The organism is Nitrospira sp. SG-bin1 (genome assembly GCA_002083365.1).
GTDB lineage: Bacteria > Nitrospirota > Nitrospiria > Nitrospirales > Nitrospiraceae > Nitrospira_D.
In genome coordinates this window covers 199,644-225,652 of sequence record LVWS01000032.1, presented here as the reverse complement: position 1 = coordinate 225,652, position 26,009 = coordinate 199,644, and the positions used below count along the sequence as shown (strand labels likewise).

Genomic DNA, 26,009 nt, shown 5'->3' with positions numbered 1-26,009 from the left:
GACAGGTCCGTCACCTCAGGTCCAAAGTATCTCCTCTTAACTTTCCGTCACCAATCGGCGCGCGAACTGGAGCGCTTCTTCCATATCCGGGAGATGGGTGAGCTCCGGGGTAATCTGAAGATAACGAATGGTGTTCGTCTTGTCGACGACCATGACCGCGCGCGTCAGAATGTGAGGACCTTCCAGGAAGAGACCGTGGGTCTTCCCAAACTCAGCTCCCCGATAGTCGGATAGGAAGGTCACGTTGTTAATCTTGGCTTCTTCGGCAAAGCGTTTCTGGGCAAAGGGGGTATCGACACTCACGGTGATGAGCTCCACCACTTTATCGAGGCCTTTATTCCGTTCGCTCAGAAGATGGGTCTGCTGTTCGCACACGGGAGTATCCAGCGAAGGGACGACGCTGATCACGCGTACTTTGCCGGCGCCTTTGGTCTCCGCGATATTCACGAGAGAGAGATCGTTTTGGGCGACTTTCACGTCGCGCAACAGATCGCCGACTTTCACCCCGCTGCCTGCGAGTGTGAGAGGATTCCCTTTGAACAGGACCTTGTTGCCTTCGCCTGCCACCACGCTTCCGTCCGCCACGGGCATACTCTTGTAGGAAAATCCGGCGTTGGGTGACCCTCCCATCGCCTGACATCCGGCGAGGGCCAGTGAAAGGCACAGCGTGGCGCCCATGAACCCAAAATATCTCGTCCGCATCGTAAGCTCCTTTCTAATGAATGGGTGATCGTTGACCTTAATAGAGGCTATCTGGTCGGGGCTCTGATTGAATATACGCGATCAGCGATCGGTTAACCAAGTCCGGTCGTTCCCATTGCGGCATATGGCCGGCATGGGAGATCTTGACGAACGCGGACCCTCGGATTCGATGGCGAAGTTCTTCACCCACGGCGATGGGAAACACCCGATCGTTTTCACCCCAGATGATCATGGTCGGATGCGTGATGGTCGGGAGGCGGGGAGCGAAATCAGTTTCCCAAGAGGGGAGGGCGTTTCTCATCGCCATAATGGGCTTGATGATGCCGGGGCGTCGGCGGTTCTGGTTGGACCGTTCGATGACGGCGGGTGTGAGGAGGCGGTGGTCGTGGACGATTTCTTTCAGGACGGAATCGGTGACCAGGCCGCCGAACAGCCAATTCCCGAATGAGATCAACCAGGCGGGCGCACGAGTTTCCAATGCTTGTCGGAAGGACCGGCTGGTAAGTTTGGCCATGACATTGGACGGCAATCCGCCTATGAGCACGAGTTTGTCGACCCGGCTCGGATGCGTCAAGGCCATTCCGATAGCCAAACCCGCGCCCATGGAATTGCCGACCACGGTGGCTCGTTGAATCTGCAGCGCGTCCATGAATCCGACAAAGAAGTCCAACATTTGACCCGGCAGATAGTCGATGTCCGGCTTATCGGATAATCCGGCGCCTGGCAGGTCGAGCGTCACGGTGCGGAAATGTTGAGAGAGGGCATGTTGCTGATGTTCCCACTGCCACATGGAGCCACCGAAGCCGTGGATCAAGATCACCGGCGGGCCGGTGCCGACATCCAGATACGCGATCCGTTGATCATGGACGAGCACGGTTTTGATGGGAATACGTTCTATCGGGGAACGTTCGAGCGTTTCAAAATAGGGCGGAATCTGCACGGGGGCGGCACAGGCGGTCATGAGATACGATACAAGACAGACGATGAGCCGCACCAGATGCCGGGAACCGCATGGGCGAAGCACCGAGACGGTGCCGGATTTACTCCAGTTGAATGACTGTTTCATCCGTCTTCACATTGTCACCTTCGGCGGTCAGGATCGTGGCGACTCTCCCGTCGATCGGCGCCGGTACCCGGCTTTCCATCTTCATCGCTTCGATGATCAAGAGGGGATCGCCGGCCTTCACGCGATCGTCGACCGCCACGAGGATTTTCACCACTCGACCCGGCATGGGCGGCGCCACATCACCGGGTTTCGAAGGTCGAGGACGTTTGGGTTTTCCTCCCGATTGAGTCTCCGGGGATTCGGGGACACCGGCGAGCACTTCCTGGATGGGTTCGAGCGACACCTCTTCGAGCTTATCGTTGACCCGGATATAGTAGGGCTTGCGTCCGTCGATCTTTCGCCCGGATCCTGAGACCTTCACATGATAGGTTTCGCCATGCACCGTGACGTTGAACTCGACGGGGGCCAGGTGCAGTTCGTGAGCGGTGGCCGGTCCCTTCGCCGAGCCCAATTCGAGCGGCTCGGGGGTCAACTCGCCTTTCTCGCGGGCCTCAAAAAAGTCTCGCGCGATGTTTGGAAACAGCACGAACGACAGCTGGTCCTCGATCGTGTGGGCCGAGTCCGGAAGTTCCTTTTTCGCTTCATCCAATTCCGGTTCCAGTCGGTCGGCCGGCCTGGTTTTGATCGGTGTTTCATCGCCGGTCGCGCGAGCCATGACGTCGAGGTCGACCTGTCCCGGGGCACGGCCGTACAGTCCCAAGAAATAGTTCTTGGTCTCGGTGGTGATGACCTTGTACCGCTCGCCGGTCAGCACGTTGAGCGTCGCCTGCGTGCCGACGATTTGACTGGTCGGGGTGACGAGCGGGGGATAACCCATCTCCTTTCTCACACGCGGGACTTCATCGAGCACTTCCTTCATCCGGTCCAGGGCATTCTGCTCCGTCAGCTGGGCGGCCAAGTTCGACAGCATGCCGCCGGGGATCTGCGACATGAGAATTTCGGCATCCACGCCGGTAAAGTCGCTCTCGAACTGCCGATACTTGCGGCGGACCGTTCGGAAGTGTTCGGTGATCGGTTGGAAGGATGAGAGGTCCAGTCCCGTGTCGTAGGGTGTATGCTGAAGCGAAGCGACTAAGGTTTCCGTCGCCGGGTGAGACGTGCCCCCTGCCAGCGGAGAAATCGAGGTATCGAGCATGTCGAGACCGCCCAGAATCGCCATCAGCGAGGCCATGGACGCCATACCGGACGTGTAATGCGAGTGGAGATGCAGCGGGACCTTGACGGCGGCCTTCAGCCGACGCACCAAATGGTAGGCGTCGAGCGGGGCCAACAGTCCTGCCATGTCCTTGATGCAAATCGTATCCGTTCCCAGATCTTCCAGCTTCTTGGCGAGGTCCACAAAGCGATCGATGCTATGGACCGGGCTGACGGTATAACAAATGGTGGCTTCCGCATGTTTGCCGCAGGCCTTCACTTCGCTGACGGCGCGATCAAGATTTCGCACGTCGTTGAGCGCGTCGAAGATGCGGAACACATCGATGCCGTTCGTGGCTGAACGCTCGATGAACCGTTCCACCACGTCGTCGGCGTAATGGCGATAGCCCACGAGATTTTGCCCCCGCAACAACATTTGGAGCTTGGTATTGGGCATGGCGGCCCGCAGGGCCCTGAGTCGCTCCCAAGGATCTTCCTTCAAAAAGCGCAGACAGGTGTCGAACGTCGCGCCCCCCCAGACCTCCAGCGACCAATAGCCCACGGCATCCAGCTTTTGTGCGATCGGCAGCATGTCTTCCGTGCGCATGCGCGTCGCGAGCAACGATTGATGACCGTCGCGCAGCGCGACATCCGTGATCAGGACCGGCTTGCCCGGAGCCGGCGAGATCGAGAGCTCACTGGGACGGGATGCGGCGCTTTTTGAGGTCTTGATCGTCGGAGCGGACGATCGGGTCTTCTTCTGCAGTTTCTTTGTCGGTGGTCGTCTTTTCGCCATGGTATTCAGTACATCTCGTTGGAAAACAGAAGGTTGTTTGACTTAGAGTCCTTCGTAGGCGGCGATGGCGGCGGACAGCGCCAGCACGAGGTCTTCCGGCTGCTCAAACTCGTGGTACGAGTACAATTCAGGGTGTGTGTCCAGATAGGATGTGTCGAAGCGTCCGGCGATGAAGTCCGGCTCCTGCATGATCGCCTCCATGAATGGAATGGTGGTTTTCACGCCACGGAGCACGTACTCTTCAAGAGAACGTCGCATACGGCTGACGGTTTCCTCCCAGGTGCGGCCTCTGACCGTCAACTTGGCCAGCAGCGCATCGTAGTAGGGCGGTACGGTGTAATCCTTGTACACGGCCCCGTCGATGCGGACGCCGATTCCACCGGGAGAGAGGTAGGCCGTGACGGTACCAGTACAGGGCAGGAAATTGTTTTTGGGGTCTTCCGCGTTGATCCGGCACTGAATCGCGTGGCCTTGCAGGATGACGTCTTTTTGCTGGATGCTGAGCGGCAGGCCCGCCGCGATCTTGATCTGATTTCGCACGATGTCGATGGCCGTGATCTGCTCCGTTACCGTATGCTCGACTTGGAGGCGGGGGTTCATTTCGATGAAGTAGAACTTGCCTTGTTGATCGAGCAGGAACTCCACCGTTCCCGCGTTGTCGTAGTTCACCGCACGTGCGATGGTGATGGCGGCGTTGCCCATCTCTTCCCTGAGCTCCTGTGTCAGAACCAACGACGGGGCGATCTCGATCAATTTTTGGTGGCGTCGCTGGATCGAACAGTCACGTTCACCGAGATGGATGATATTGCCGTGCCGATCCCCCAGTATTTGAAACTCGATATGATGCGGCCGCTCGATATACTTTTCGATGAAGACGCTGCCGTCGCCGAATGAGGCCTGAGCCTCGCGCGCGGCGACTTCCATGTTTTCTCGCAGCTCGTCGTCGGACCGAACGACTCGAAGTCCGCGACCGCCGCCCCCGGCACTCGCCTTGATCATGACCGGATAGCCGGCTCTCTTGGCGAAGGCCAGGGCTTCTTTGATGCTGGTAATGGCTCCATCCGTGCCGGGCACGATCGGGACACCGGCCGATTCGGCCAGCTCGCGTGCCTTGACCTTGCTGCCCATTAAGGTAATGGCGTGAGTGGACGGGCCGATGAACGTAATACCGGATGCCTGGCAGAGCTCGGCGAACTCCGCATTTTCAGAAAGAAACCCGTACCCCGGATGGACGGCATCGGCGCCGATCCTTGTAGCCAAGTCGACGATCTGATTGCTATCCAGGAAGCCCTTCACCGGCCCGGGTCCGACCAGGTAGGATTCGTCCGCCTTCTTCACATAGATGCCGGTCGAATCCGCTTCGGAATAGATGGCGGCGGTCGCGATGTTCAATTCGCGGCAGGCGCGGATGATCCGCATGGCAATTTCGCCGCGATTGGCGACTAAGATCTTCTTGAACATGTCCGCGCCAGTCAGCTCTCGTGGGGAAAGGAAGAAACCTGGAAAACGAACGCGTAAGCTAGCATAGGATCAGGAGGTCTGTCGAGGGAGAAGCATCCGCGAGAAGTCTAAAGTCTATAATTAAACGAAGAGTTGCTCTCAGCCGATCATCAAACAATGGGGTCGCCTCATGTGCCTGATTCCTGTAGAGTGCCAAAGTGATTGCATGGTGAGCGGTCATCCTTAATCGAGGAGAACACTTCCATATGGCCAGGATTACGCTCATGCCTCTGAGGCAAAACTTCAGCGAGATGAGGAGCAGCCATGGGCTGGTAGCCGCATTTCATCGCCGGACAACTTTTCAAGGGATGCGGAAGAGACTGATTGCTTTCCTCGGAATTCTCTTGTGTGGCGGCATGGTCGCATCTCCGGCATGGAGTGAAACTCCCGCACCCTCCGTCCACTGGGGAAGTATGTCGTTCCCCGACCAGTATTCCACGATTACCGGCGGGCTGACCCTCAATCGGTTTACTCCAACGGACGGCTTGGGGAATAGATACGATTCCACGGTCGGGACGACACTCGGCTTCAACTTGATCACGATGAGCTGGACTCAACATTGGGGTGGAATTTTGCAAGGCTGGAGCACCAATCTCACCGCCGGCATCAGCCCCACGGGGGATGAAATCACTCAATATCTTCAAAATAAATTCGTTCATCAGTTGCGCGGGCTTCCAAAGGTTCCCAGTGTGGATCCTCGCATCGAGACCGACGCGATGGTCGATGGCTCCGTGACGCGGTGGTTGCCCTTGTTTCGGCCGAAAATCATATTCGTGGGCGGGGGCTTTTCGGTCGGGACGATCTACCAACAGGGATTTTTGCGCGCGGGCATCAGGAGAATGCCGATCACGCCGACCATCTACTCGGGACGTTGGGGAGATGTAAGTCTGCGGGCTTCCGCCTTGGGACGGATCAGTTATCAGAGCGACGGGTCCGCGCTCCATGCCGTGAGAAATACCGCGGGACTGGTGCAGCCGTCGATTGCCATCGGCCAGTATTGGACGACCGAGAAGGGCGAAACGATCCCGTCCTGGGAAATCGAGTTTGCGCTCATGTGGGATACCGGAATCTTCGTCAATGCGGCGGGAGAGAGTCAGAAGCATTTTGCCTGGTCGATCGCGGCTTCCGCCGGTCCGGTCCGATTCGAAACCTGGAACGATAGTATGGGAAACATCGTGGAGCGCGACTACGGTCCCACCTACGGCGCCACACTGACGCTCGACGTCCTGCGCGTCTGGAACATCATCCAAGACTTCCGGGCAAAGCCCACCGCAGGCCAGCCGGCTGCATCATGAAATGATGCTTCGACTTTCAGTATCATCTTATGTTCAACGAGATTGGACAATGCCGAGAGATAACAAATCCAAATTCGAGCGGTGGTTTGGATCGCTGGAGTGATGTGCAGCGGGAAGATGAAGATCGATGCAATTGAACGATGTGCTATCGCAAGAAAAAGTCTCCTACAAGCGACTCATCGCTTGCTCCATGGTCGCGAGTCGGCATCGAAGGCTCAGAAAGGGTATTGGATCGTGTTGCCTGGAAAGCGTTGTCCGTAACAGGCGGAGAACGGACCAACAATCACTCATTCATGCTGGTGCGGAGCGACTGAGGCAGTGGGCATGTCGGCGGTGATGCAGGACTGCATGAGCTCAACCTTGCATTGCCATGAGGATGCCGCATCGTTGACGCGGTTCACGACATCCGTCGGTTTTACGGTACTGGGAGTAATGTCCACGAGTACATGATCCGGGACACGATTGAAGTACACGCCGGTTACCCCGGGAATGGCTTGCAGGACGCGATTCATCTCCGTCTGTTTGCTGTCGCAACCTGAACCGCTCAGCATCAAGGGAAGTCGTTCTTTGATGGGTGGGGTTGCCAGGGCCGGGAGGGAAATGGAAAGACCTGTGATCACGATGATGGTTGATACGGTTATGGGGACCCAAAAGTTCTGCATGAGATGAACTCTCTCGATTGATAAGTCTGTCGCCGTCAGCTGATAAGGTACAGGATGCGACGTTCTTTTGTCGAGGCATGTGAGAGCTCGGACCTATTGTGTTACAACAACTCAGACCGTGTTGTACGAGCAACCGGTGGACTCACCCATCGAATCCGGCGATAATGTCCACCCCATGACCCTATCTCCCATCGATCAACCTCATCGGACTTGGCCGGAGGTCGTCGGACTCGTCCCTGCCGCTGGACAGGCCAAGCGTCTCCAGCCCTTTCCCTGCAGCAAAGAACTGTTTCCGGTCGGTTTCACGACAGACCCCCAGACGGGCATGCCACGACCGAAAGTGGCGGCGCAGTATCTGTTGGAAAAGTTCCGGACAGCCGGAATCTCAAAAACGTTCCTTGTTATCCGCGATGGGAAATGGGATATCCCCAACTATTTTCAGGAAGGACAGGCAGTGGGCATGTCGCTTGCGTACGTGGTCATTCCCGGCTCTCTTGGCCCGCCCGACACACTCGATCGAGCCTATCCATTCATTGCGGAGCATCGCATTGCGTTCGGTTTTCCGGATATTTTATTCGGTCCTCCCGACGCGTACATGCGATTGATCGCGCGACAGGAGGAAACCGATGCGGACATCGTCTTAGGCCTGCATCGCATCGACGATACACGTGTCTGGGATATGGTGGCGACGGACCAGGACGGCCGGGTTCGTGAGATCGTGATGAAGCCACCTGCGACGACACTGACGTTTGGCTGGTGTTTCGCGGTCTGGACCCCGGTCTTTTCCGAGTTTCTCCACCGGTTCCTGCGCTCAGATGAGACAAAGCGGAACATGGGCCTGCTGACGAACAGAGCCAACGATCCGGGAGGGGACCTTGCCGTGGGGGTGGTTTTACAGGCGGCCCTCAAGGTCGGCCTGTCGATCCAAAGCGTGAAATTTCCAGAGGACCGTTATCTGGATATCGGGACACCCGAGAATCTCGCCAGAGCCGTACGACAACAGGCCGCCGACGGATAGTCCCTCTCGATCCAAGCTTGCACGGTGTTCTCAATCGTCAAACAGGAACTCTTTTACTTGGCTTGCACCAAGAAGGCTTTCGATCGGGCGTTGCCGCCGCCGGCGACGACATCGATGAATGACATGCCGGGCTGAACAGGAGGAACCGTCACTTCGATGGTCGTGTCGTTGACGAATCTGTAGTCGATCTTGGTGGGGCCGGCCGCACTGAAGGCCACGCCACGGAAACAATCTCTCGTTCCAAAATTCTCACCCTTGATGAGGATCGTTTGTCCCGGCTTGGCTTCGTCGGGCTCGACTTGAGTGATTTTTGGTTTTTTGCTGCTGTCGCAGATCGGGTCTTTCTCGATGGTTTGTTCATCGTGGCCCTTGATTGATTCCGTGTCGTGCAGCGTATAGCCGGCTCCATCGACGATCACTCCTTCTTCGGCAACAGCGGACACAGGAAAACCGGCGAGCCCTGGCCACACCACCATCAGGAAGGGCAACAGAAATCGGGGAAACATCGTGACCTCCTTCCACGGGAACTATTTCTTCGGCATCGGAACATAGATTTCTCCGACGATCGCTTGTCCGGCTGGGGAGAGTGCGAACTGTGAAAAGGCTTCAACCAGAGGACTTGGTTCTTTTTTCGCGAGCAGCAATAGTGGGCGTCGAAGGCTGTAGCGGCCGTCCTTCACCGTCGGCACCTCCGGCTCGACCTTATCCACCGGAAGCAAGCGGACGGCGACGCCGTCCGACACGGCCGAGAGGCCTGTGCTCAACGAGATATAGGCCACGGCGGAGAGCGGGGGCAGGGTGCCGACGACGGCTTTCACGACGGCCTCATCCGTATCGATCACTTTGGCGGAATCAGAAATTGTTCCGGCGATCCCCAGTTGGGTTTCAAAGGATCCCCGAACGTTTTGGTTTCGTGGTCTGTCGATCAGGAGAATCTTGGTCTCCGGTCCTCCCAGTTCCGACCAATCTTTGATCTTTCCCGAAAACATGTCGGCGACTTGTTTCGTGGTGACCTCTTTGGTGAAGTTGGACAAATGGACCACGATGCCGATTCCATCCCAACCGATCTGTGTTGCTGCGAAGGAGGGATCTTCGGCTCCCGTGACGGCGATCTGAGCCTGGCCTGTTTTGACCAAGTGCAACGGTTTGGAATCCTCGTCCCACAAAATGTCGACATAGGCACGGGGATTCATCTTTTCGAAGGCGCGAGCCAAGGCTTCGATGGTGGTTTGTTCCGGCCCATTGCCGGCAATCACGAGACTTCCGACAGTTTGAGCGCATACGACAGCAGGGAATACCGAGACGCTCAGGGCGATGAGCAGCCCGGCCACGAAGGAACTGCCGGTCATCGAACCGGTTCCTCCGGGAGTTCATGCCGGATTTGGTGTCGATATCGGATCCTCAAGATGTCGAGTCTCCAGTCGACTGCGAATCCGACTCCGAGGTCATGTTCGGAGGCGGCATGTTGCGGACGGCGTTCAGCGGCGGCAATTGGGCAAAGCGCTGCATCCGTTCTTCATTCATCGCTTTGGCCTTCAGCTCGGTAAAGCCGGGTTTGCGGTCGCCGACGACATTGGAAGAGAACGAAGACATGAGCCGGATGGCCTGGCGGGCCTGACAATAGGGGCATTCCGTGTCCTCGACTCTGGTATGCACGGACTGGGCGGCCTCGAATTGCTTCTCACATTGCTCACACCGGTATTCGTAGAGTGGCACGGATCGCGTCCTTTTCGTTCAGCGGTTCGGAACCTTCACTAGAAACTTAGATTAAAAACTGAAAAACAGGAGCCGTTCTGGTACTTGACAAGAAGGCCCCATCCAAGCGATCTTGAACGGCTTACGTTAAGTCGGTATTGTACCAACTTACATGGCTAGACTGCCAGCGTCATAGGAGGGGTTTCAATGTCAGTGCTGATTCGACGGTACAAGGGCAATAACGGCATGATGCAGGAGGAACGAATCGACGACGACGATCGAATCGAGCGCTACATGAGGCTCTTCGACAAGGACGACGTCAAGAAATTGGAAACCGGCGTGAAGGTCTTCATCGAAAAGGATGAGTGGCAGCTCCTTCCCTGAGCCGGTACGGATCGAGGAGGTGGAAGATTAGTCGGATCGTCGGCACCCCTCACCACCGGCACCTCACGGGTCTCGCATGATCTATTGGGTTCACATTGCCCGTGCGATCGACCGTGTGACGCTCCACCGAGATCGGTGTTCGGAGGTTCCCTCAACCATAACCTCCAGTGACTTTTGGGAAGGAGGATGGTTCGACTATCCGGACAAGGAGCGGGCGCTCCGTGCTATGGAACAGGCCGGGACCAATGAGCAACGGCGATGTTCTCTGTGTAAACCATGAGGGCCTTGCAATGGTGAGCGGTTCTTGCAATGGTGAATGTTGGAGCGTTCTGTTTTCCCCGTCGACATTCGCTATTGAATTATGCCGCGCCTTGCCCTTCTCTTGACCACCGTCATATGGGGCGCAACATTTCCGGCCACCAAAGCCGCGCTTGAACAGATCCCTCCGCTGTCATTCTTGTTGCTTCGATTTTTTCTTGGCACTGTACTGGTGCTGCTGTGGTTCAGGATCTACGGCCGCCGACTGCACCGTGATCGTGCGGTATTGAGCGCGAGTGCCCTCACCACCGTCTTTCTCTTTCTCGGCTACCTGTTGCAAACGGTCGGGCTCCGTTATACGAGTGCCTCGAACTCGGCTTTCCTGACGGCGTTGTACGTGATCTTCGTGCCGCTGATTCTGATGCGGATAGACAGGCGGGTGGTGGGGGCGACGGTCATAGCGGTGATCGGGCTCTGGTTGTTGGTCAAACCCGACACCGCGATGAATCTGGGGGATCTCCTGACGCTGGGGTGCGCCGTCGCGTTTGCCGGGCATATCATTTGTCTCGAGCGGTTCACTCGCGAAGTCGATGCGCCGTCGCTCCTCGTGTGGCAGATGGTGGCGATGACGGTCTTGTTTCTTCCCGCGCCGTGGTGGGAAGAAACGGCGCGGAGCGCTTTTTCACCCACGGCCGTCTTATTGACCGGCCTGGGCGTCACGGGGGTGCTGGCCACACTGGCGTTTGCCGTTCAGATGTGGGCGCAACGGCTGGTGCCGGCTCAGCAGGTGGCGATATTGTTCGCGTCGGAGCCGGCGTACGCTGCCTGGTTGTCCTGGTACTTTCTCGGAGAAACCATGGATATCCAAGGATGGATCGGGAGCGCGTTGATTCTATTGGCGGTGATCATCGGGGCGTTCGGAGGCTGATCGCTCTCAAGGGAGGACCGATATGGCGCAGAAGTTCGGCAATGGCCGATGGGTTCACGAAGGATTCTTGGACAATCGCGTCGAGGGAACCGTTGTAGGCCGGGTTGTCTTCGCCGTGATCGGGCCGGTGGATTTTTATTTGCGCGGGAATTTCAAGCCCGACATCGCCGGAGAAGTGATTGGACTCCGCAACAGCCGGTTTGAAGATGACGATATGGCAGGACAGGTCATCGGCGACATGGCGAACCCGCAGATTGGAACGGTGAATCTCATCTCGCTGGATCCGCACCCCAATCTTGAACCGCACCCATACGTCGAGTGGTTTACGCGCGGAAAGGACCATTACCGGTTTGAGTTGAGCGCCGGCGATGCATGGGTGTTATCGGAGGAAGAGCGGAAGGCAATCGATGAAGAAAGTCGACGAATTCGTCAGACCCTGGCCGACCGAGTGACCGACCGACCAAGGTCCGACAGCGATTCGGACTGGGTCTAAGGAGGCGTCAGTTCCAGTTGAGGTGGCGGCGCCGAAATTTCCGCCGTGTTCACGGCCGCGTCGATTTTCTTTTTGAGCACGCTGCGGTCTGAATCCTGTTTGGTTTTCCCCTCGCGCACATACCCTGGAACGCCCCGGATATCCCAGACCAATCCCATCCACTCAAGCCCTTTCAAACAGTAGTAAGTCATGTCGATTTCCCACCAATAGAAGCCTTGCCTTGTCGCGGCCGGATAATAATGGTGGTTATTGTGCCAACCTTCTCCCATGGTAATCAGGGCCAGGAAGAAGTTGTTTCGGCTGTCGTCACCCGTCTCGTACCGTTGTGAGCCATAGACGTGGGACAAGGAATTGATGGTGCAGGTTCCATGAAACAGTGCCACCGTCGAGATAAAGAATCCCCAAATCAGCATCTGAGGACCATTGGTTCCGAGTTCGGGTGCATAGGTCTCCAGCAGCTTGCCGAAACCGAACATGCCAAAACCGGTGATGGTGGGTACGAGGACGTCGAACCGGTCGAGAAACCGCAGCTCAGGAAACTTTGCAAAATCGGCGATTCCCTTGAGACGCGGCGCATAAAAGGTCTGCGACATAATCCAGCCCATGTGGGACCAGAGAAATCCCCCCTGGCGCGGGGAGTGCACATCCTCCGGTGTATCGGACGCGATGTGGTGATGTCGATGATGGCCTGCCCACCACAAGGGACCGCGTTGTGCGCAGGTTCCCCCCAACAAAGCAAATAAAAACTGCACGGTGCGGGAGGTCTTGAACGTGCGATGCGAGAAGTAGCGGTGGTACCATCCGGTGATGGCGAACATGCGGATGAAATAGAACGCGATCGCGACGACGACCGCCGTCCAGCTCCATCCGACCCACCACACTCCAAAACACATCAAATGGACGGCAATAAAGGGAATACTCCGGATCCAGTCGACTTTTGGGGGGCCCTCCACTTTGGTGTGCTCAAGGCCGGCCCAGGAGTCAAACCAGCGCAGAAAGGAATACCAAAATTCCTGGGCTTTGGTCAGGCGAAGCGTTTGCACATCGGACATACAATTCTCCTCTAAGTCGGGGGATCGGCCAAGTCACTGTGGTGGGAGACAGGGAGCCGGGGTCCCGTTAAGCTGATTGGTCGTGCAGGAAATGGCTAGGTCGTTATTATACAGAGAACGTCATGAAAGTGAAACCTGATTTTTGGGTGACTGTCCGCCGATTTGTAGTGTACCGAACTGATCGCCCCTGTCCACTCATATGGACAAGCTTGCAAATAAATAAAGGAACGGTCACTTGGCCGTTTGACAGCGCTCCTCGCGCGTCTCTAGAATGCCGCTACGATGAACGATCGATTTCTCAAGGCCTGTCGCCGAGAACCTGTCGATTGCACGCCCGTGTGGTTTATGCGCCAAGCCGGACGCTACATGTCTGAGTATCGGACGTTGCGCGCCAAACATTCGATCCTGGACATGTGCAAGACTCCGGAGCTTGCGACGCAAGTGACCCTCCAGCCGATCGATCGATTTCCGCTCGATGCCGCCATCATTTTTGCCGACATCTTGCTTCCGTTGGAACCGATGGGGATCAGTCTGGAATTTGCCGCCGGAGAAGGGCCGGTCATTCACAATCCGGTCCGCGATCGTGCGGCGGTGGATCGGCTTCACGTGATTGACGGGGACGAACTCGATTATGTGGCGGAGGCCATCCGACAAACGCGACGCGCTCTCGACGGACGCGTGCCGTTGATCGGATTTGCCGGTGCGCCGTTCACGCTTGCCAGCTATGCGATTGAAGGGGGTGGGTCGCGCAACTATCTACACACCAAGCAGATGATGTACGGCGATCCCACCGCCTGGCATCGGCTGATGGACAAGTTTGCACGCGTGCTCACGGGGTACCTCCGACGACAAATCCAGGCGGGCGCTCAAGCTATTCAGCTCTTCGATAGTTGGGTCGGCTGCCTGTCTGCCGGCGATTATGCTGAATATGTCATGCCGCATGTCCAACGGATTTTCGACGGGCTCAAGCGGGAAGGCGTGCCGATGATTCATTTCGGCACGGGCACAACGGCCATCCTTCGACAGATGCGCGAGGCCGGGGGCGACGTCATCGGGATCGATTGGCGGGTTCATTTGGACGAGGCTTGGTCGATGGTCGGGCATGATCATGCCGTACAAGGCAATTTAGACCCGCTTGTCTTGTTTGCTCCGCTCCATGAGATCGAACGCCGGGTGGAGGATATTCTGCGACGAGCCGGGGGGCGGCCCGGGCATATCTTCAACCTGGGTCATGGCATTCTGCCGACGACACCGGTCGAGCACGTGGCCGCGACGATCGATATGGTGCATAAACTCAGTCAACGCTAGCGTAATCGGCTTCGATAGGCATCCTCTGACGAAGACGCATGTCTGGTTTGCAAGGTCACACAGCCGTTCTTTTGATGGCGATGGGCGGGCCCGATTGCCTGGCCAACGTCGAGCCGTTTTTGCGCGATGTTCGCGGGGGGCGGCCGACACCCCCGGAGCTCGTGGAGGAAATTCGGGAGCGATACCGAGCCACCGGTGGAAAATCGCCGGCCGTCGGCATCACGCAGGAGGTCGCGAAGAAACTGGCGCAGCGACTGAATGCCGCGGATAACTGCCGGTACAAGGTGTATGTCGGTTTACGGCATTGGCATCCCTTCATCAAAGAAACGTACGCCGAGCTGTTGAAGGAATCGCCGGAACAGGTCATTGGCTTGTGCATGGCTCCACAACAGTCCTCCTTGAGCACCGGAGCCTATCGCAAGAAAGTGGAAGAGGCTCGTGCCGAGCTGGGTGATCGCACGGAGGTGACCTATGTCGGCAGTTGGAACCGACATCCCCGGTTGATCGCGGCGATAGTGGATAACATTCGGCAAGCTCTCCAGAAGTTTCCTTCCGATGTGCGGACAACGGTGCCGGTCTTGTTTACCGCGCATAGCCTTCCGGAACGAATTCTAGCGATGAAGGATCCTTATCCGGACGAGGTCAAGGGTACGGTTGAGGCCGTGACTAGATCATTGGGGAACCAACCGACGTACTTCGCCTATCAGAGCCAGGGGCGATCGGGTGAACCGTGGCTTGGACCAACCGTTGAAGCCATGCTGGACACGATCCGGCAGGGAGGACACCGGCATCTGTTGGTGGCGCCCATCGGGTTTATCTGTGACCATGTTGAGACCTTGTTCGATATCGATATCGAATTGAAGCAGTTGGCCGTGACCAATGGCATACAGCTCGAGCGCATCGCCATGCTGAACGACTCGTCCGCACTCATCGAGACGCTGCAAGACGTGTTGTCAGCACACCAATCGTCCCTCTGTCTTCCGTGACTCGACCACGTACAGTCGTGATAGTCGGCGGCGGTATTTCCGGTCTGACCACCGCCTTTTTTCTGTACGAGAAGGCCGCTCAAGCAAGCGTTCCCATCCACTGCACCGTCCTCGAATCCGATACTTCCTGGGGAGGAAAGATCGTCACGCACCGGGTCGGCGAGATCGTGACGGAAGCGGGACCGGACTCGTTTCTTTCCCAAAAACAAGCCGGGCTCGATCTCTGCATGAACCTCGGCCTCGCCGATCAATTGATCAATACCAATGAGACGGCAAAGAGGGCTTGTGTGCTCTATGGAGGGCGGCTGCACGACTTGCCTGAGGGGTTACTCTCCTTCGTTCCGAAACAACTGGGGCCCTTCTTTCGAAGCGGGTTGCTCACCTGGACCGGATTGGCCCGCATGGGGTTGGAATTCGCTGTTCCGCCGGGTCCTTCGACGGGAGATGAGTCGTTGGCCGCCTTTCTTCGGCGCCGGTTTGGGGCGCAAGCGTATGAGCGGGTCTTGGAACCGTTGATGGCGGGAATCTATGCGGGCGATGCCGAGCAGATGAGCCTGCGCGCCACCTTCCCGCGATTCTTTGAGCTGGAACAACGGCACGGCAGTGTCGTTCGCGGCATGATGGCCGCCAAGAAGGCCACCTCGACGGTTTCAACCGCCCAACCGAGACGTACGATGTTTGTGAGCTTGAAAAACGGTCTCGGCGATTTGGTGGCCGCCTTGACGGCTCGATTGAGGCGGCAGGGAATAGACCTCCGGATGGGTGCTCGAGTCGACGCGCTCAGAGTGAGGTCGCATGAATTGGGTCGCTGGATGTATGACCTTATCCTTGGTGATGGATCGACGCTGGCGGCTGAAAGTGTCGTCCTCGCGACACCTGCTTATGTGTCCGCGGAGCTCTTGCGTCCGTTGACACCGATCGCGGGTGGTCTGTTGGACTTGATTCCCTATGCCTCGACCGCCACCGTGGCGATGGCGTTCCCACGGGCAGTGACGAGCGCAATCGAAGGGTTCGGATTTATCGTGCCGCGAACGGAGCAACGGCATCTTATCGCTGCGACGTGGACCTCTCTGAAGTGGCCGCATCGCGCGCCCGCGGATCGACTGTTGGTGCGCTGCTATGTCGGTGGAGTCGGGCGGGAGGATGTTCTTCACTTGGATGATGCGGCGCTGACGGCGACGGTCAGAGAGGAACTCGCTCGGGTATGTGGTATCCGGGTGGAACCCGGTTATGTCGAAGTGAATCGATGGTGGAAGGCGATGCCACAGTACACGATCGGCCACCTGGATCGATTGGCTCAACTTGAGGCGGCCGTGAGCCGGTATCCCGGACTGGTTCTTACCGGGGCAGGTTATCGTGGGGTCGGCATTCCCGACTGTATCCGTGACGGGGCCGTAGCGGCCGAACGGGTCGTGCAGGATCTTGTCGGAGGGACGAGTGGAACACGACGATCTCAGACGAGCCGAGTGTCAGGTTAAACGACAACCTTCTTTTCCGTTATTCTCAGTGATACATCCACGCTCTGGTTAACGGGAATTCGGTCGGACCTCCGGTCTCCTGGCGGCTGGCCAACACCTGATAGATGTTCAGCCACCCTTGTGAAAATGCAAGGGATGAGCCTGCCAAATAGGTCCGCCAGACACGCAGTGTCCGCTCGCCGACCAGTTGCCCCGCAGCGCCCAAGTGTGCTTCAAGTCTGCGTGACCACTGTGCAAGTGTTCGGGCGTAGTGAGGCCGTAAACTTTCCACATCATAGACCTCGAAGTTCTGTCTGGCCATCTCTTGGATGACCGAATGGAGATGGGGGAGTTCGGTATGCGGGAACACATACTTGTCCATGAATTCACTGACTCCGGAACCGACCGTGCGTCCGTCTGCATCAGGGGTGGTGATCCCGTGGTTCAGAAACAGCCCGCGATCGCGCAGGAGCCGTCGGACAATGCCGAAGTAGACGGCAAAATTGTTTTGGCCGACGTGCTCGAACATGCCGACGCTCGACACCTTGTCGAACGTGCCTTCACCGAAACGGGACAAGGTATCTCGATAGTCTAAAAATAGGACTTCAACGCGTCCGCTCAGTCCTGCCTTTCCGACACGTTCCTGAGCCAAGGCGAACTGGGTACCCGACAGAGTAATGCCCACGGCTCGTACCCCGTAATGCTGCGCGGCATGCAGAATCAATCCTCCCCAACCACAGCCGATGTCAAGAAACCGTTCACCGGGCTGAAGGCGTAACTTGCGGCAGATATGATCGAGCTTGGCTACCTGCGCGGCGTCGATCGTTTCCTCGCCCGTCTCAAAATACGCGCAGGAATAGACCATGCGCTCATCGAGCCACAGCCGATAAAACTCATTACCGACGTCGTAGTGCCGTTTGATAGCGTCAAGGTCCTGCTTGGGCGTATGGCGTGAGGCCGATGCAGGAATTCGGCTCGTTGCCGGTGAGCCACCGGCCGCGACGAGGCGTTCCGCGCCCGCGATCACGGACATAATGTCACCGTCGATATCGATACGCCCATGGACGAAGGCTTCGCCGAGTCCGCCTAGTGTCGGATGGGTCAATAGCGGCAGCACGTCTGGATCGCGTATCGCCATCACGACGCGAGGTTCTTGGCCGAAGTTGAACCGCGAACCGTCGGGAAGGATAAGGTCAAGTGGTTGGCCACCCTTCGCTCGAACCCTTTCGGCCAATCGCCGAATCCCGTGGCTCAGTGTCTTATCAAGAACCTTGCGCGTTGCGCGAAACAATAAGCTGCTCTGCGACATATTGACCTCCCGTGGGGCTAGAACGGGAATTCCTCCCGCAGATATTGAATTATGAAAGATCCTAAGCTGTAACGTACAGACATTGTAAATGAATGTAGTTTAGGTAAATCCCTGGGGAGTTTCCAATGAGCTCCAGCATGGACGACGGTATGTATCGAGACGGATGTCGTGTAAGACTGTGCCGTGGCATCAAGCGAAGAACGTGCCCGCAAGGGGCAAGATAAATTGAGGGGTTATGAGAATGGTTCTGGAGGAAGACGTGGAAATTTGAGGAAAAAGTCGGCACAGTGGAGGGACAGGCTGAGGAAGAGTGCGCCAGTGGTCCGATCGGCGAACAAGATGTTAGGGGAGAATAATCGTTTGTTCAGGGTAGCCTAACTCCTTCAGCGTGGACTCGAGACTGTCCACCATCGGCGGCGGACCACAGAGGAAAATGCAGGTGTCGGGAGCGGGAGCGGGAAGATGGTGCCGGAGAATGTCCAGGGTGACGCGCCCCGTACTGCCGGTCCATCCGGGCGGCGGTTGCTCCAATACATGATGGCAATGAAAGTTCGGATAGACCCGGACATTGTGTTCCCACTCCTGTCGGAAGATGATGTCCGATTCCGTTTTGTTGGCAAAGATCAGGAACAACTCCGCATCGCTCTTGTTGATCAGAATCCAGCGAATGATGGAAATCATCGGCGTGATCCCGGTGCCGCCGGCCACGAATCCCACGCGCTTCGCCATTCCATCGACCCAATGTCCACCGGTGTTCGGCCCGCTCATCGACACGGTATCTCCGATCCGCTGATCGTGCAGGTACTTGGAGACGGAACCGGCCCCGTACCGCTTGACGGTGAGATCGAAGAACCCCGTGACGCCGACAAGCGAGGACGGGGTATACGGCCGTTTTACAGTTTTGCCGTTGATCGTGGCATGGACGTACAGAAAGTCACCGGGTAGCATGTCCAGCGTCGCGTTGACAGGCAGCTCGAAACGAAAGGTCTTCGTGTCGTGGGTATCGACTTCGATGGCCGTGATTTTATAGGAAGTCGGCGTTTTGGTCTTGACGCGGGTGACAGTTTCCATGGTGGGACGCATCATACGAGGTCGAATCAACTGGTGCAAGAGAACTCTTCCCGATACTTGCGCCCGGAACTCTTGCATCTCTCTGGCATCTCGCCTCATACTTCTGCCCCATGGATCTCCAGTCAATTGGTTCTTCTAAACCGCTCCAGGACCTCGAAACCGACGTGGCCTTGCGCGCGATCCTCGAAGGCACTGCAACGGAAACCGGGCAACGGTTTTTCGCTGCACTGGTTCAGAATTTGGCTAAAGTCCTGCGGACGCACGGAGCTTGGGTGACGGAATACTTTCCCGAAGAGCGCCGTCTTCGAGCTCTTGCGTTCTGGATGGACGGTCAATGGGTGCCGGATTATGAGGTCGGCATTGTGGGCTCTCCCTGCGAAGAGGTGATCGACAAGCGGCGACTCGTTCATTTTCCAGATCGACTGCTTGAGCTCTTTCCCAATGAGCCGGACATGAAAGCGGTTGGTGCCGTGAGTTACCTGGGTGTACCGCTCCTCGACACGGACGGGAGCATTCTTGGACATCTGGCGGTGATTGACCGGCGACCGATTCCGGCAGAACCGCGCGTCCATGCGATCTTTCAGATCTTTGCCGCCAGAGCCGCAGCGGAATTGCGGCGGCTGCGGGCCGAAGCGGAGGTGTGTGAACGGGAGGAAAAAGTCGGTCGACTCCTGGGCAGCGCCATGGATGCGATCATCGAGTTGGATAATCAGCTCAAGATTACCAATGTAAACACTGCTGCGGAGAGAACGTTCTCTTGCCGAGCGAACAACATGATCGATCAAAGCTTTTCCAGATTTGTGAGCCGCCAGGATGTGGCCCGGTTGGAAACTTTGATTGCAGAGCTTGACGGACGTCCGGAGGGGCAGCAATCGCGTTGGATTCCAGGCGGACTCACTGCTTGCCGTGCCGGTGGCGAACCGTTTCCTGCTGAGGCGTCGCTGTCCCGTTTCATGTTGCGTCGACAAAAATTCACGACGTTGATTCTCCGCAACGTGCATGACCGCCTTGAAGCGGAGCAGAAAATTCAGTCGCTCACCGTCGAAACCGAACTCTTACGGGAAGAGCTGCATGCGCTGCATCAAGACAGGACGTTGATCGGTGAGCATCAGGCACTCCGGCAAGTGCTTCGCGACATCACTCAGGTCGCAGCGACGGACACGACGGTTTTAATCATGGGTGAAACCGGCACCGGTAAAGAACTGGCCGCGCGTGCCATCCATGCCGCCAGCGGCCGGCACGAACGACCGTTGGTCATTGTCAATTGTGCCACCATTCCTGCCACATTGATCGAGAGTGAATTCTTCGGCCACGAGGCCGGCGCCTTTACCGGGGCCACCAAGAAGCGGGAAGGTCGGTTTGCGTTGGCCGACAAGGGGACCATCTTTCTTGATGAAATCGGCGAATTGCCGCTTGAGTTGCAAGCGAAATTGCTTCGCGTGCTGCAAGAAGGCGAGTTCGACCCGGTCGGCAGTTCGAAGACCAGGAAGGTCCACGTACGTGTGCTCGCCGCAACCAATCGAAACCTTGCCGCAGCGGTCAAAGGGGGCATGTTCCGTGAGGACCTCTACTACCGGCTGAACGTGTTTCCGATCCGGCTGCCGCCCTTACGCGAGCGCGGCGACGATGTGGTACGTCTGGCCTCTGTCTTTGCCCAACGGTTGGCTACAAAAATGGGACGGACGCTCGCGCCACTCACTGCCGGTGACGCCCAGCGGCTTCAAACCTATCATTGGCCTGGAAACGTGCGGGAGCTGCAAAATGTGATTGAGCGGGCTGTCATTACGGCAGAAGCCGGCAAGCTCAACCTCGAACGGGCCTTGCCGGAGACATCCTCAGTTCACGGAGTTTCAGCGACCAGAACCGCGTCTCTTCCCGACACGATTCTTTCAGCAAAGGAACTCGAGGAATTGGAACGAGCCAATATTCTAAAAGCCCTCGAGACCGCCAAGTGGAAAGTGTCCGGTGAAACGGGCGCGGCCTCATTACTCGGACTTAACGCCTCCACGCTTTCGTCACGCATGAAAGCGCTGAAGATTCAGAAACCCAGCTGACCTCATATTCTTCACGACTCGTCACTTCTCGCTGACCTCACTCTATCGTCGTTGTCTTCACGAAGATTTGTGAAATGTCACAAACTCCTTTCGTGAGATTTCACGAATCGTGAAACCTCACCGACTCCACCGTCCCCCTTCGCCGTCCAACATATTGAAATTCCATCACATCAGTGATTCATCGTTCTGGCATCGATACTGCTCTAGGGCTTGCGCACAGACAATCATGTACAGCAAGCAGCTGAACGTCAAATTCGGGTTTACTTGAATGGGAGCACGATCAGACATGAGGACCACACGATGTGTAATCGCAGCAGCATTTCTCCTGGTCGGTTGCGGGTCTAAGGAACAGCTCACCACGGCGATGGTTTCGGCTGCTTCACAGGAGGCTATTCAGGCTGAAGTTGTCGAGATCAAATACGCTTCGGCGCCGATTCGCATTGAAGCGACCGGTCAGGTAACGGCGATCTCTCAGGCTGCGCTTTCCAGCCGTATCCAAGGAACCATCGACACACTGTTCGTTAGAGAAGGCACCGCGGTCGTCAAGGGACAGACGCTTCTACAGCTGGATAACCGCGACGTACAAGCCGATCTGGCCCGTGCCACTGCGGAGCTAGAAAACACGAAGGCGCAGCTCGACCGCATGAACCAGTTGTACGCTCAAGATGCAGTTTCAAAACAAGAGCTGGAGAATGCGACTCGTGCCTACAAGGTCGCGGAAGCCAACCGCAAGACAGTGCTTACCCAGCTGAGTTATACGACCGTCAATGCGCCGTTCGACGGCGTGATTACCGAGAAAATGGTGGAGGCAGGGGAATTGGCCTCGCCGGGGCAGCTCTTGTTGAGAATGGAAAATCCACGGCAGCTACGGCTTCACGCGACCGTGGCAGAGGGAGATTTGAGATCGGTCTCTCACGGAGACAAGATTTCTGTGGTCATTGACGCTTTGGGTGAACAAGCGTTGGATGGCGTTGTAGGTCAAATTATGCCGGCTGGCGATTCGCAAACCCACACGTTCATTGTGAAAGTGGACTTGCCTGTGGAGCCGGGGCTGAAGACCGGTATGTTCGGACGATTCCAATTAAGCAAAGGAACGAGCAAAACGATTCTCGTGCCACGGACCGCCGTCGTCGAACGCGGTGAACTCACGAGCGTCTATGCCGTTGGCTCGGGTCAGATCGCCCACCTTCGCTGGGTCAAAATCGGTCGGCGGCTCGATCAGCAGGTCGAAATCCTGTCTGGTGTGAATATCGGCGAGGTGGTGCTGCGCGATGCCGCTAGGGGCATTGATGGTGCCGTCGTCAAGATCGTCGATGCTATGGCATCACCCGCTGTGCCGACACCATGTCGTGTGCCTTGTCAGTTACCACGGTCAACAGGTGCGAGTTCTCTTGCCCAGGTTTCCGGGGAGCGGGCTCTGTTACTTGAAACGTTAAACTCGAAAACGGGTAACCAATGAAGAACTATCGCCTCGGTCTTTCGGGCCGTATCGCTGCCTTCTTCATCGGGAGCAAGCTCACGCCGCTGATCATGTCGGGGGCATTGCTGCTTGGCGTATTCGCGGTCATTGCCACGCCACGTGAAGAAGAGCCGCAGATCGTCGTTCCCATGGCGGATGTTTGGCTGCCCTTTCCCGGTGCCTCCGCCCAAGTCGTCGAAGAACAACTGACCAAGCCGTTCGAGCACAAGATATCGGAAATCAAAGGTGTGGAGTACGTGTATTCAGTCTCAAGGCCGGACGGGGCGATGATCATTGTCCGCTTCTACGTCGGTCAGTCGATGGAAAAGAGTCTGGTCGATCTTTATGACAAGCTGATGTCGAATCAAGACCTGTTGCCACCTGGTGCTGAACCCTTTGTAGTCAAGCCGAAGGACGTGAACGACATCCCCATCGTGACGATCACCATCTCGAGCGAACGGTATGGCGAGTTTGAATTGAATCAATTGGGCGAGCAGGTGTTGGAGGAGATCAAGAAGGTTGCCGGCACATCAGGGGGGTTCATTGTCGGCGGACGGACGCGAGAGCTACGGGTCCAAATAGAGCCTGCAAGGCTGAAGGCCTATGGTCTAACCCCCTTGCAAATCGCGGCGGTCATTCGCGGTGAGAATCAAGCCTTGCCGACGGGCCGATTCGACAGCCGCAATGAGAACTTTCTCGTGAAGACCGGGCGCTTCATTCGATCGCGCAAAGACCTGGAAGGTCTGGTCGTCGGTGTGAGCGATCAACGACCGGTCTATCTGCGGCAGGTGGCGGAGATCATCGACGGGCCGGCTGAAGCGACGAGCTATGTCTGGTTCGGTGAAGGAATTGGTGAGGCGTCAGGGGTTAGGGGTGAGGTGAAAAAGACGGATAACACTCCTAATACTTCACACCGTACCCCTCACGAGCTTCCGGCTGTGACCGTGGCCATCGCCAAGCAGGCTGGAGTCAATACCGTGGCCGTGGCCGAGCAGGTCATCCGAAAGGTTGAAGCCATGAAAGGCGTGACGGTTCCGTCGGATGTCCGCGTGACCATCACGCGCGACTATGGGGAGACCGCGCAAGAGAAGGCCAACGACTTGCTCTGGCACCTGCTCATCGCCGTCGTCGCCGTGGTCCTCTTTCTCGGCGTTGCGTTGGGGCCGCGCCCGGCCTTTGTTGTGTCTATCGCGATTCCGCTCACCCTCGCCTTGACGCTGTTTTCATCCATGCTCATTGGCTACACGATCAACCGTGCAACGCTCTTTGCCCTGATCTTCTCCACCGGCATCTTGGTCGACGATGCCATTGTCGTCGTCGAGAACACGTACCGGCATCTGCGGCTACGCCTTCGTCCCCATGACGAAGCGGCGGTCTATGCCGTCGATGAAGTTGGAAACCCGACGATCTTGGCCACCTTCACCGTCATCGCCTCGCTTCTTCCGATAGCCTTCATATCCGGTTTGATAGGTCCCTACATGAGGCCGATTCCGATCAATGCCTCTATCGCCATGTTCTTTTCCCTGCTCGTCGCTTTCGTGGTGATTCCGTGGTTCTACCGAACCTGGTACCGTCCCATGGTTGATGCCGGAGGAGTTGATCATGAAGAACATGAAACTGGCTTCACGGCGCGCCTCTATCGCCGAATCCTCTCTCCGCTGCTGACGAGGCCGTTGTTGGCCTATACGTTCTTGGGCGTGGTCACGCTCTTACTGGCGGGCTCATGCCTCTTGTTTTACACACGTCATGTGGTCATGAAGATGCTGCCGTTCGACAACAAGAGCGAGATTCAGTTGGTGATCGATATGCCGGAAGGGACGACGCTGGAGGAAACCGCCCGAGCCACGAAGGCCTTGACGCAATATGTCCGAACCCTTCCCGAGGTGCGAGACTACCAGGCCTACGTCGGCACGGCGTCCCCTTTCAACTTCAACGGGCTGATGCGCCACTATTTTCTGCGGTCGCTTCCGCACGAGGCGGATATTCAGATCAACTTGGTACCCAAGACTGGACGGACGGCTCAGAGCCATGACATCGCACAACGGATGCATCCCTCGATTCAAGAGATCGCGCATCAGTACGGCGCCAATGTCAAAGTTGTCGAAGTGCCGCCAGGTCCGCCTGTGCAATCAGTGCTTGTGGCGGAGATTTACGGGCCCGACTATGGTCGGCAACTTGCCGTCGCGAGTGAGGTACGTACGTTGTTCGAGTCTACGCAAGGGGTTGTCGATGTCGACGACTCTGTCGAGGCAGATCAGGTGAGGTATGTCTTCACGGTCGATCAGGCAAAAGCGGCCCTCGCTGGAATTCCTTCCGAGGAGATTGTCCACACGTTACGCATGGCATTCGAGGGGGCAAAGATCGGACTTGTCCACATTTCAAAGGAGAAGAGTCCGGTGCACATCGTACTGCGCCTCCCGCTAGCGGAGAGAACGGGGCTCGAACATATCGGAGAACTCGGACTGAGAACGAAGAGCGGTGGGATCGTCCAGCTCTCCGAACTGCTCACGGTCGAACAGACGGTGCAGGATAAAGCGATTTATCATAAGAACCAGAAAGCCGTGGTGTATGTGACGGCCGACGTAGGAGGACCAGGCGCAGAGAAGGCGGAGAGTCCCGTGTTCGGTGTGCTGGGAGTTGGAAAGCAGCTGGAAGACTATCGGCCAACAGAAGGGTACCGGATCGAACAATATTACACCTCCCAACCCTGGTCGGAAGATAAGCTCTCAATGAAATGGGATGGAGAATGGCAGATCACCTATGAGACGTTTCGCGACATGGGCATCGCCTTTTCCGTGGCGATGTTGCTGATTTACCTCCTGATTGTCGGGCAGTTTCAATCCTTTCTGACGCCGCTGATCATCATGGCTCCGATTCCACTCACGCTGATCGGCATTCTACCGGGACATTGGTTGACAGGATCATATTTCACGGCTCCGTCGATCATCGGCTTCATCGCGCTCGCCGGCATCATCGTCCGAAACTCGATTTTGCTCGTAGATTTCATCCAGATTCAAGAGCGTGCTGGTGTTCCGTTGCTGGAGGCGGTGATGAAGGCCGGCGTGATTCGTATGAGACCGATCCTCTTGACCGCCGCTGCCCTCATGGTGGGCGCCTTCGTGATCATTCTTGATCCGATCTTCCAAGGGCTGGCTGTCTCGCTCCTGTTTGGCGTAGGCGCTTCGACGATGCTCACACTGTTCGTCATTCCCTTGCTCTACTATCGCGTTATTGGACAAACGGCCCAATCCAGCCGCCCCGCCGTGACAATTGCGGTAGGTAATGGAGAAGCGGTCATGCATCGCGTGCGGGCAGAAGGAGTTCCGGTGTGAACAAGCGAATATGGCTTTCTCCCAGTGGTTGCATGTTCCCTCTGTAGGAC

At 57.0% G+C, this 26,009-nt stretch carries 20 protein-coding genes and 1 pseudogene; 11 read left to right on the top strand and 10 right to left on the bottom strand.

Translation table 11 applies throughout. The features are described from left to right. Window positions 1–36: 36 nt before the first annotated feature. From A4E19_03990 to A4E19_03975, 4 genes are all read right to left on the bottom strand, one after another. Window positions 37–702, bottom strand: coding sequence for a 2-Cys peroxiredoxin (locus A4E19_03990; protein ID OQW33555.1), 666 nt, complete (start codon window positions 700–702; stop codon window positions 37–39). Window positions 703–739: 37 nt separating this feature from the next. Then, complete coding sequence (locus A4E19_03985; protein ID OQW33554.1) at window positions 740–1,768, bottom strand: hypothetical protein; 1,029 nt, start codon at window positions 1,766–1,768, stop codon at window positions 740–742. Further along, window positions 1,743–3,509, bottom strand: a complete 1,767-nt coding sequence (locus A4E19_03980) for a pyruvate carboxylase subunit B (protein OQW33657.1) — start codon at window positions 3,507–3,509, stop codon at window positions 1,743–1,745. The genes A4E19_03985 and A4E19_03980 overlap by 26 nt, the downstream gene beginning before the upstream one ends. A 231-nt stretch (window positions 3,510–3,740) precedes the next feature. After that, window positions 3,741–5,159: a pyruvate carboxylase subunit A gene (locus tag A4E19_03975; protein ID OQW33553.1), complete on the bottom strand. Its 1,419-nt coding sequence runs from the start codon at window positions 5,157–5,159 to the stop codon at window positions 3,741–3,743. Window positions 5,160–5,404: 245 nt separating this feature from the next. On the opposite strand from A4E19_03975, the gene A4E19_03970 reads away from it, so the two are divergent. Continuing rightward, entirely contained in the window at window positions 5,405–6,493 is a 1,089-nt protein-coding gene (locus tag A4E19_03970; protein ID OQW33552.1) for a hypothetical protein, read from the top strand. A gap of 287 nt (window positions 6,494–6,780) precedes the next feature. On the opposite strand, the gene A4E19_03965 is transcribed toward A4E19_03970, so the two are convergent. Continuing rightward, on the bottom strand, window positions 6,781–7,155 hold the full coding sequence (locus tag A4E19_03965) for a hypothetical protein (protein OQW33551.1): 375 nt from the start codon (window positions 7,153–7,155) through the stop codon (window positions 6,781–6,783). Between the two features lie 175 nt (window positions 7,156–7,330). Here A4E19_03965 and A4E19_03960 point away from each other — a divergent pair, with 175 nt between their 5' ends. Next, complete coding sequence (locus tag A4E19_03960) at window positions 7,331–8,173, top strand: hypothetical protein (protein ID OQW33656.1); 843 nt, start codon at window positions 7,331–7,333, stop codon at window positions 8,171–8,173. A gap of 53 nt (window positions 8,174–8,226) precedes the next feature. Here the strand turns inward: A4E19_03960 and A4E19_03955 are convergent, their stop codons facing one another. After that, window positions 8,227–8,679, bottom strand: coding sequence for a hypothetical protein (locus A4E19_03955; protein ID OQW33550.1), 453 nt, complete (start codon window positions 8,677–8,679; stop codon window positions 8,227–8,229). Between the two features lie 21 nt (window positions 8,680–8,700). Then, the gene (locus tag A4E19_03950; protein OQW33549.1) at window positions 8,701–9,522 is read right to left on the bottom strand and encodes a hypothetical protein; all 822 of its coding nucleotides are present in this window, start codon (window positions 9,520–9,522) and stop codon (window positions 8,701–8,703) included. Window positions 9,523–9,545: 23 nt separating this feature from the next. Here A4E19_03950 and A4E19_03945 point away from each other — a divergent pair, with 23 nt between their 5' ends. The 3 genes from A4E19_03945 to A4E19_03935 all read left to right on the top strand — a co-directional run bounded on the left by A4E19_03945 (window position 9,546) and on the right by A4E19_03935 (window position 11,931). Continuing rightward, window positions 9,546–9,791: a hypothetical protein gene (locus A4E19_03945; GenBank protein OQW33548.1), complete on the top strand. Its 246-nt coding sequence runs from the start codon at window positions 9,546–9,548 to the stop codon at window positions 9,789–9,791. 822 nt (window positions 9,792–10,613) lie between these two features. Further along, window positions 10,614–11,438 (top strand): hypothetical protein, encoded by an 825-nt coding sequence (locus A4E19_03940; protein ID OQW33547.1) that lies wholly within the window; start codon window positions 10,614–10,616, stop codon window positions 11,436–11,438. Between the two features lie 22 nt (window positions 11,439–11,460). Further along, entirely contained in the window at window positions 11,461–11,931 is a 471-nt protein-coding gene (locus tag A4E19_03935; protein ID OQW33546.1) for a hypothetical protein, read from the top strand. 113 nt (window positions 11,932–12,044) lie between these two features. Here the strand turns inward: A4E19_03935 and A4E19_03930 are convergent. Then, window positions 12,045–12,983: pseudogene (locus A4E19_03930) on the bottom strand (stearoyl-CoA 9-desaturase). 282 nt (window positions 12,984–13,265) lie between these two features. Here A4E19_03930 and A4E19_03925 point away from each other — a divergent pair. The 3 genes from A4E19_03925 to A4E19_03915 are packed head-to-tail and all read left to right on the top strand — an operon-like array spanning window position 13,266 to window position 16,755. Continuing rightward, entirely contained in the window at window positions 13,266–14,291 is a 1,026-nt protein-coding gene (locus A4E19_03925) for a uroporphyrinogen decarboxylase (protein ID OQW33545.1), read from the top strand. Window positions 14,292–14,329: 38 nt separating this feature from the next. After that, window positions 14,330–15,277: a ferrochelatase gene (locus A4E19_03920; GenBank protein ID OQW33544.1), complete on the top strand. Its 948-nt coding sequence runs from the start codon at window positions 14,330–14,332 to the stop codon at window positions 15,275–15,277. Between the two features lie 17 nt (window positions 15,278–15,294). Further along, complete coding sequence (locus tag A4E19_03915; GenBank protein OQW33543.1) at window positions 15,295–16,755, top strand: hypothetical protein; 1,461 nt, start codon at window positions 15,295–15,297, stop codon at window positions 16,753–16,755. A gap of 25 nt (window positions 16,756–16,780) precedes the next feature. On the opposite strand, the gene A4E19_03910 is transcribed toward A4E19_03915, so the two are convergent. Then, a complete protein-coding gene (locus A4E19_03910) occupies window positions 16,781–17,977 on the bottom strand; it encodes a hypothetical protein (protein OQW33655.1) in 1,197 nt (398 codons plus the stop codon). 408 nt (window positions 17,978–18,385) lie between these two features. After that, on the bottom strand, window positions 18,386–19,192 hold the full coding sequence (locus A4E19_03905; GenBank protein OQW33542.1) for a hypothetical protein: 807 nt from the start codon (window positions 19,190–19,192) through the stop codon (window positions 18,386–18,388). Window positions 19,193–19,224: 32 nt separating this feature from the next. Between A4E19_03905 and A4E19_03900 the strand changes: the two genes are divergently transcribed. The 3 genes from A4E19_03900 (at window position 19,225) to A4E19_03890 (ending at window position 25,959) form a co-directional block, all read left to right on the top strand. Further along, on the top strand, window positions 19,225–21,168 hold the full coding sequence (locus A4E19_03900) for a Fis family transcriptional regulator (GenBank protein ID OQW33541.1): 1,944 nt from the start codon (window positions 19,225–19,227) through the stop codon (window positions 21,166–21,168). Window positions 21,169–21,532: 364 nt separating this feature from the next. After that, window positions 21,533–22,627, top strand: coding sequence for a hypothetical protein (locus tag A4E19_03895; GenBank protein OQW33540.1), 1,095 nt, complete (start codon window positions 21,533–21,535; stop codon window positions 22,625–22,627). Next, a complete protein-coding gene (locus A4E19_03890; GenBank protein ID OQW33539.1) occupies window positions 22,624–25,959 on the top strand; it encodes a multidrug transporter AcrB in 3,336 nt (1,111 codons plus the stop codon). Before A4E19_03895 ends, A4E19_03890 begins: the two co-directional genes overlap by 4 nt. The last annotated feature ends 50 nt before the right edge of the window (window positions 25,960–26,009 follow it).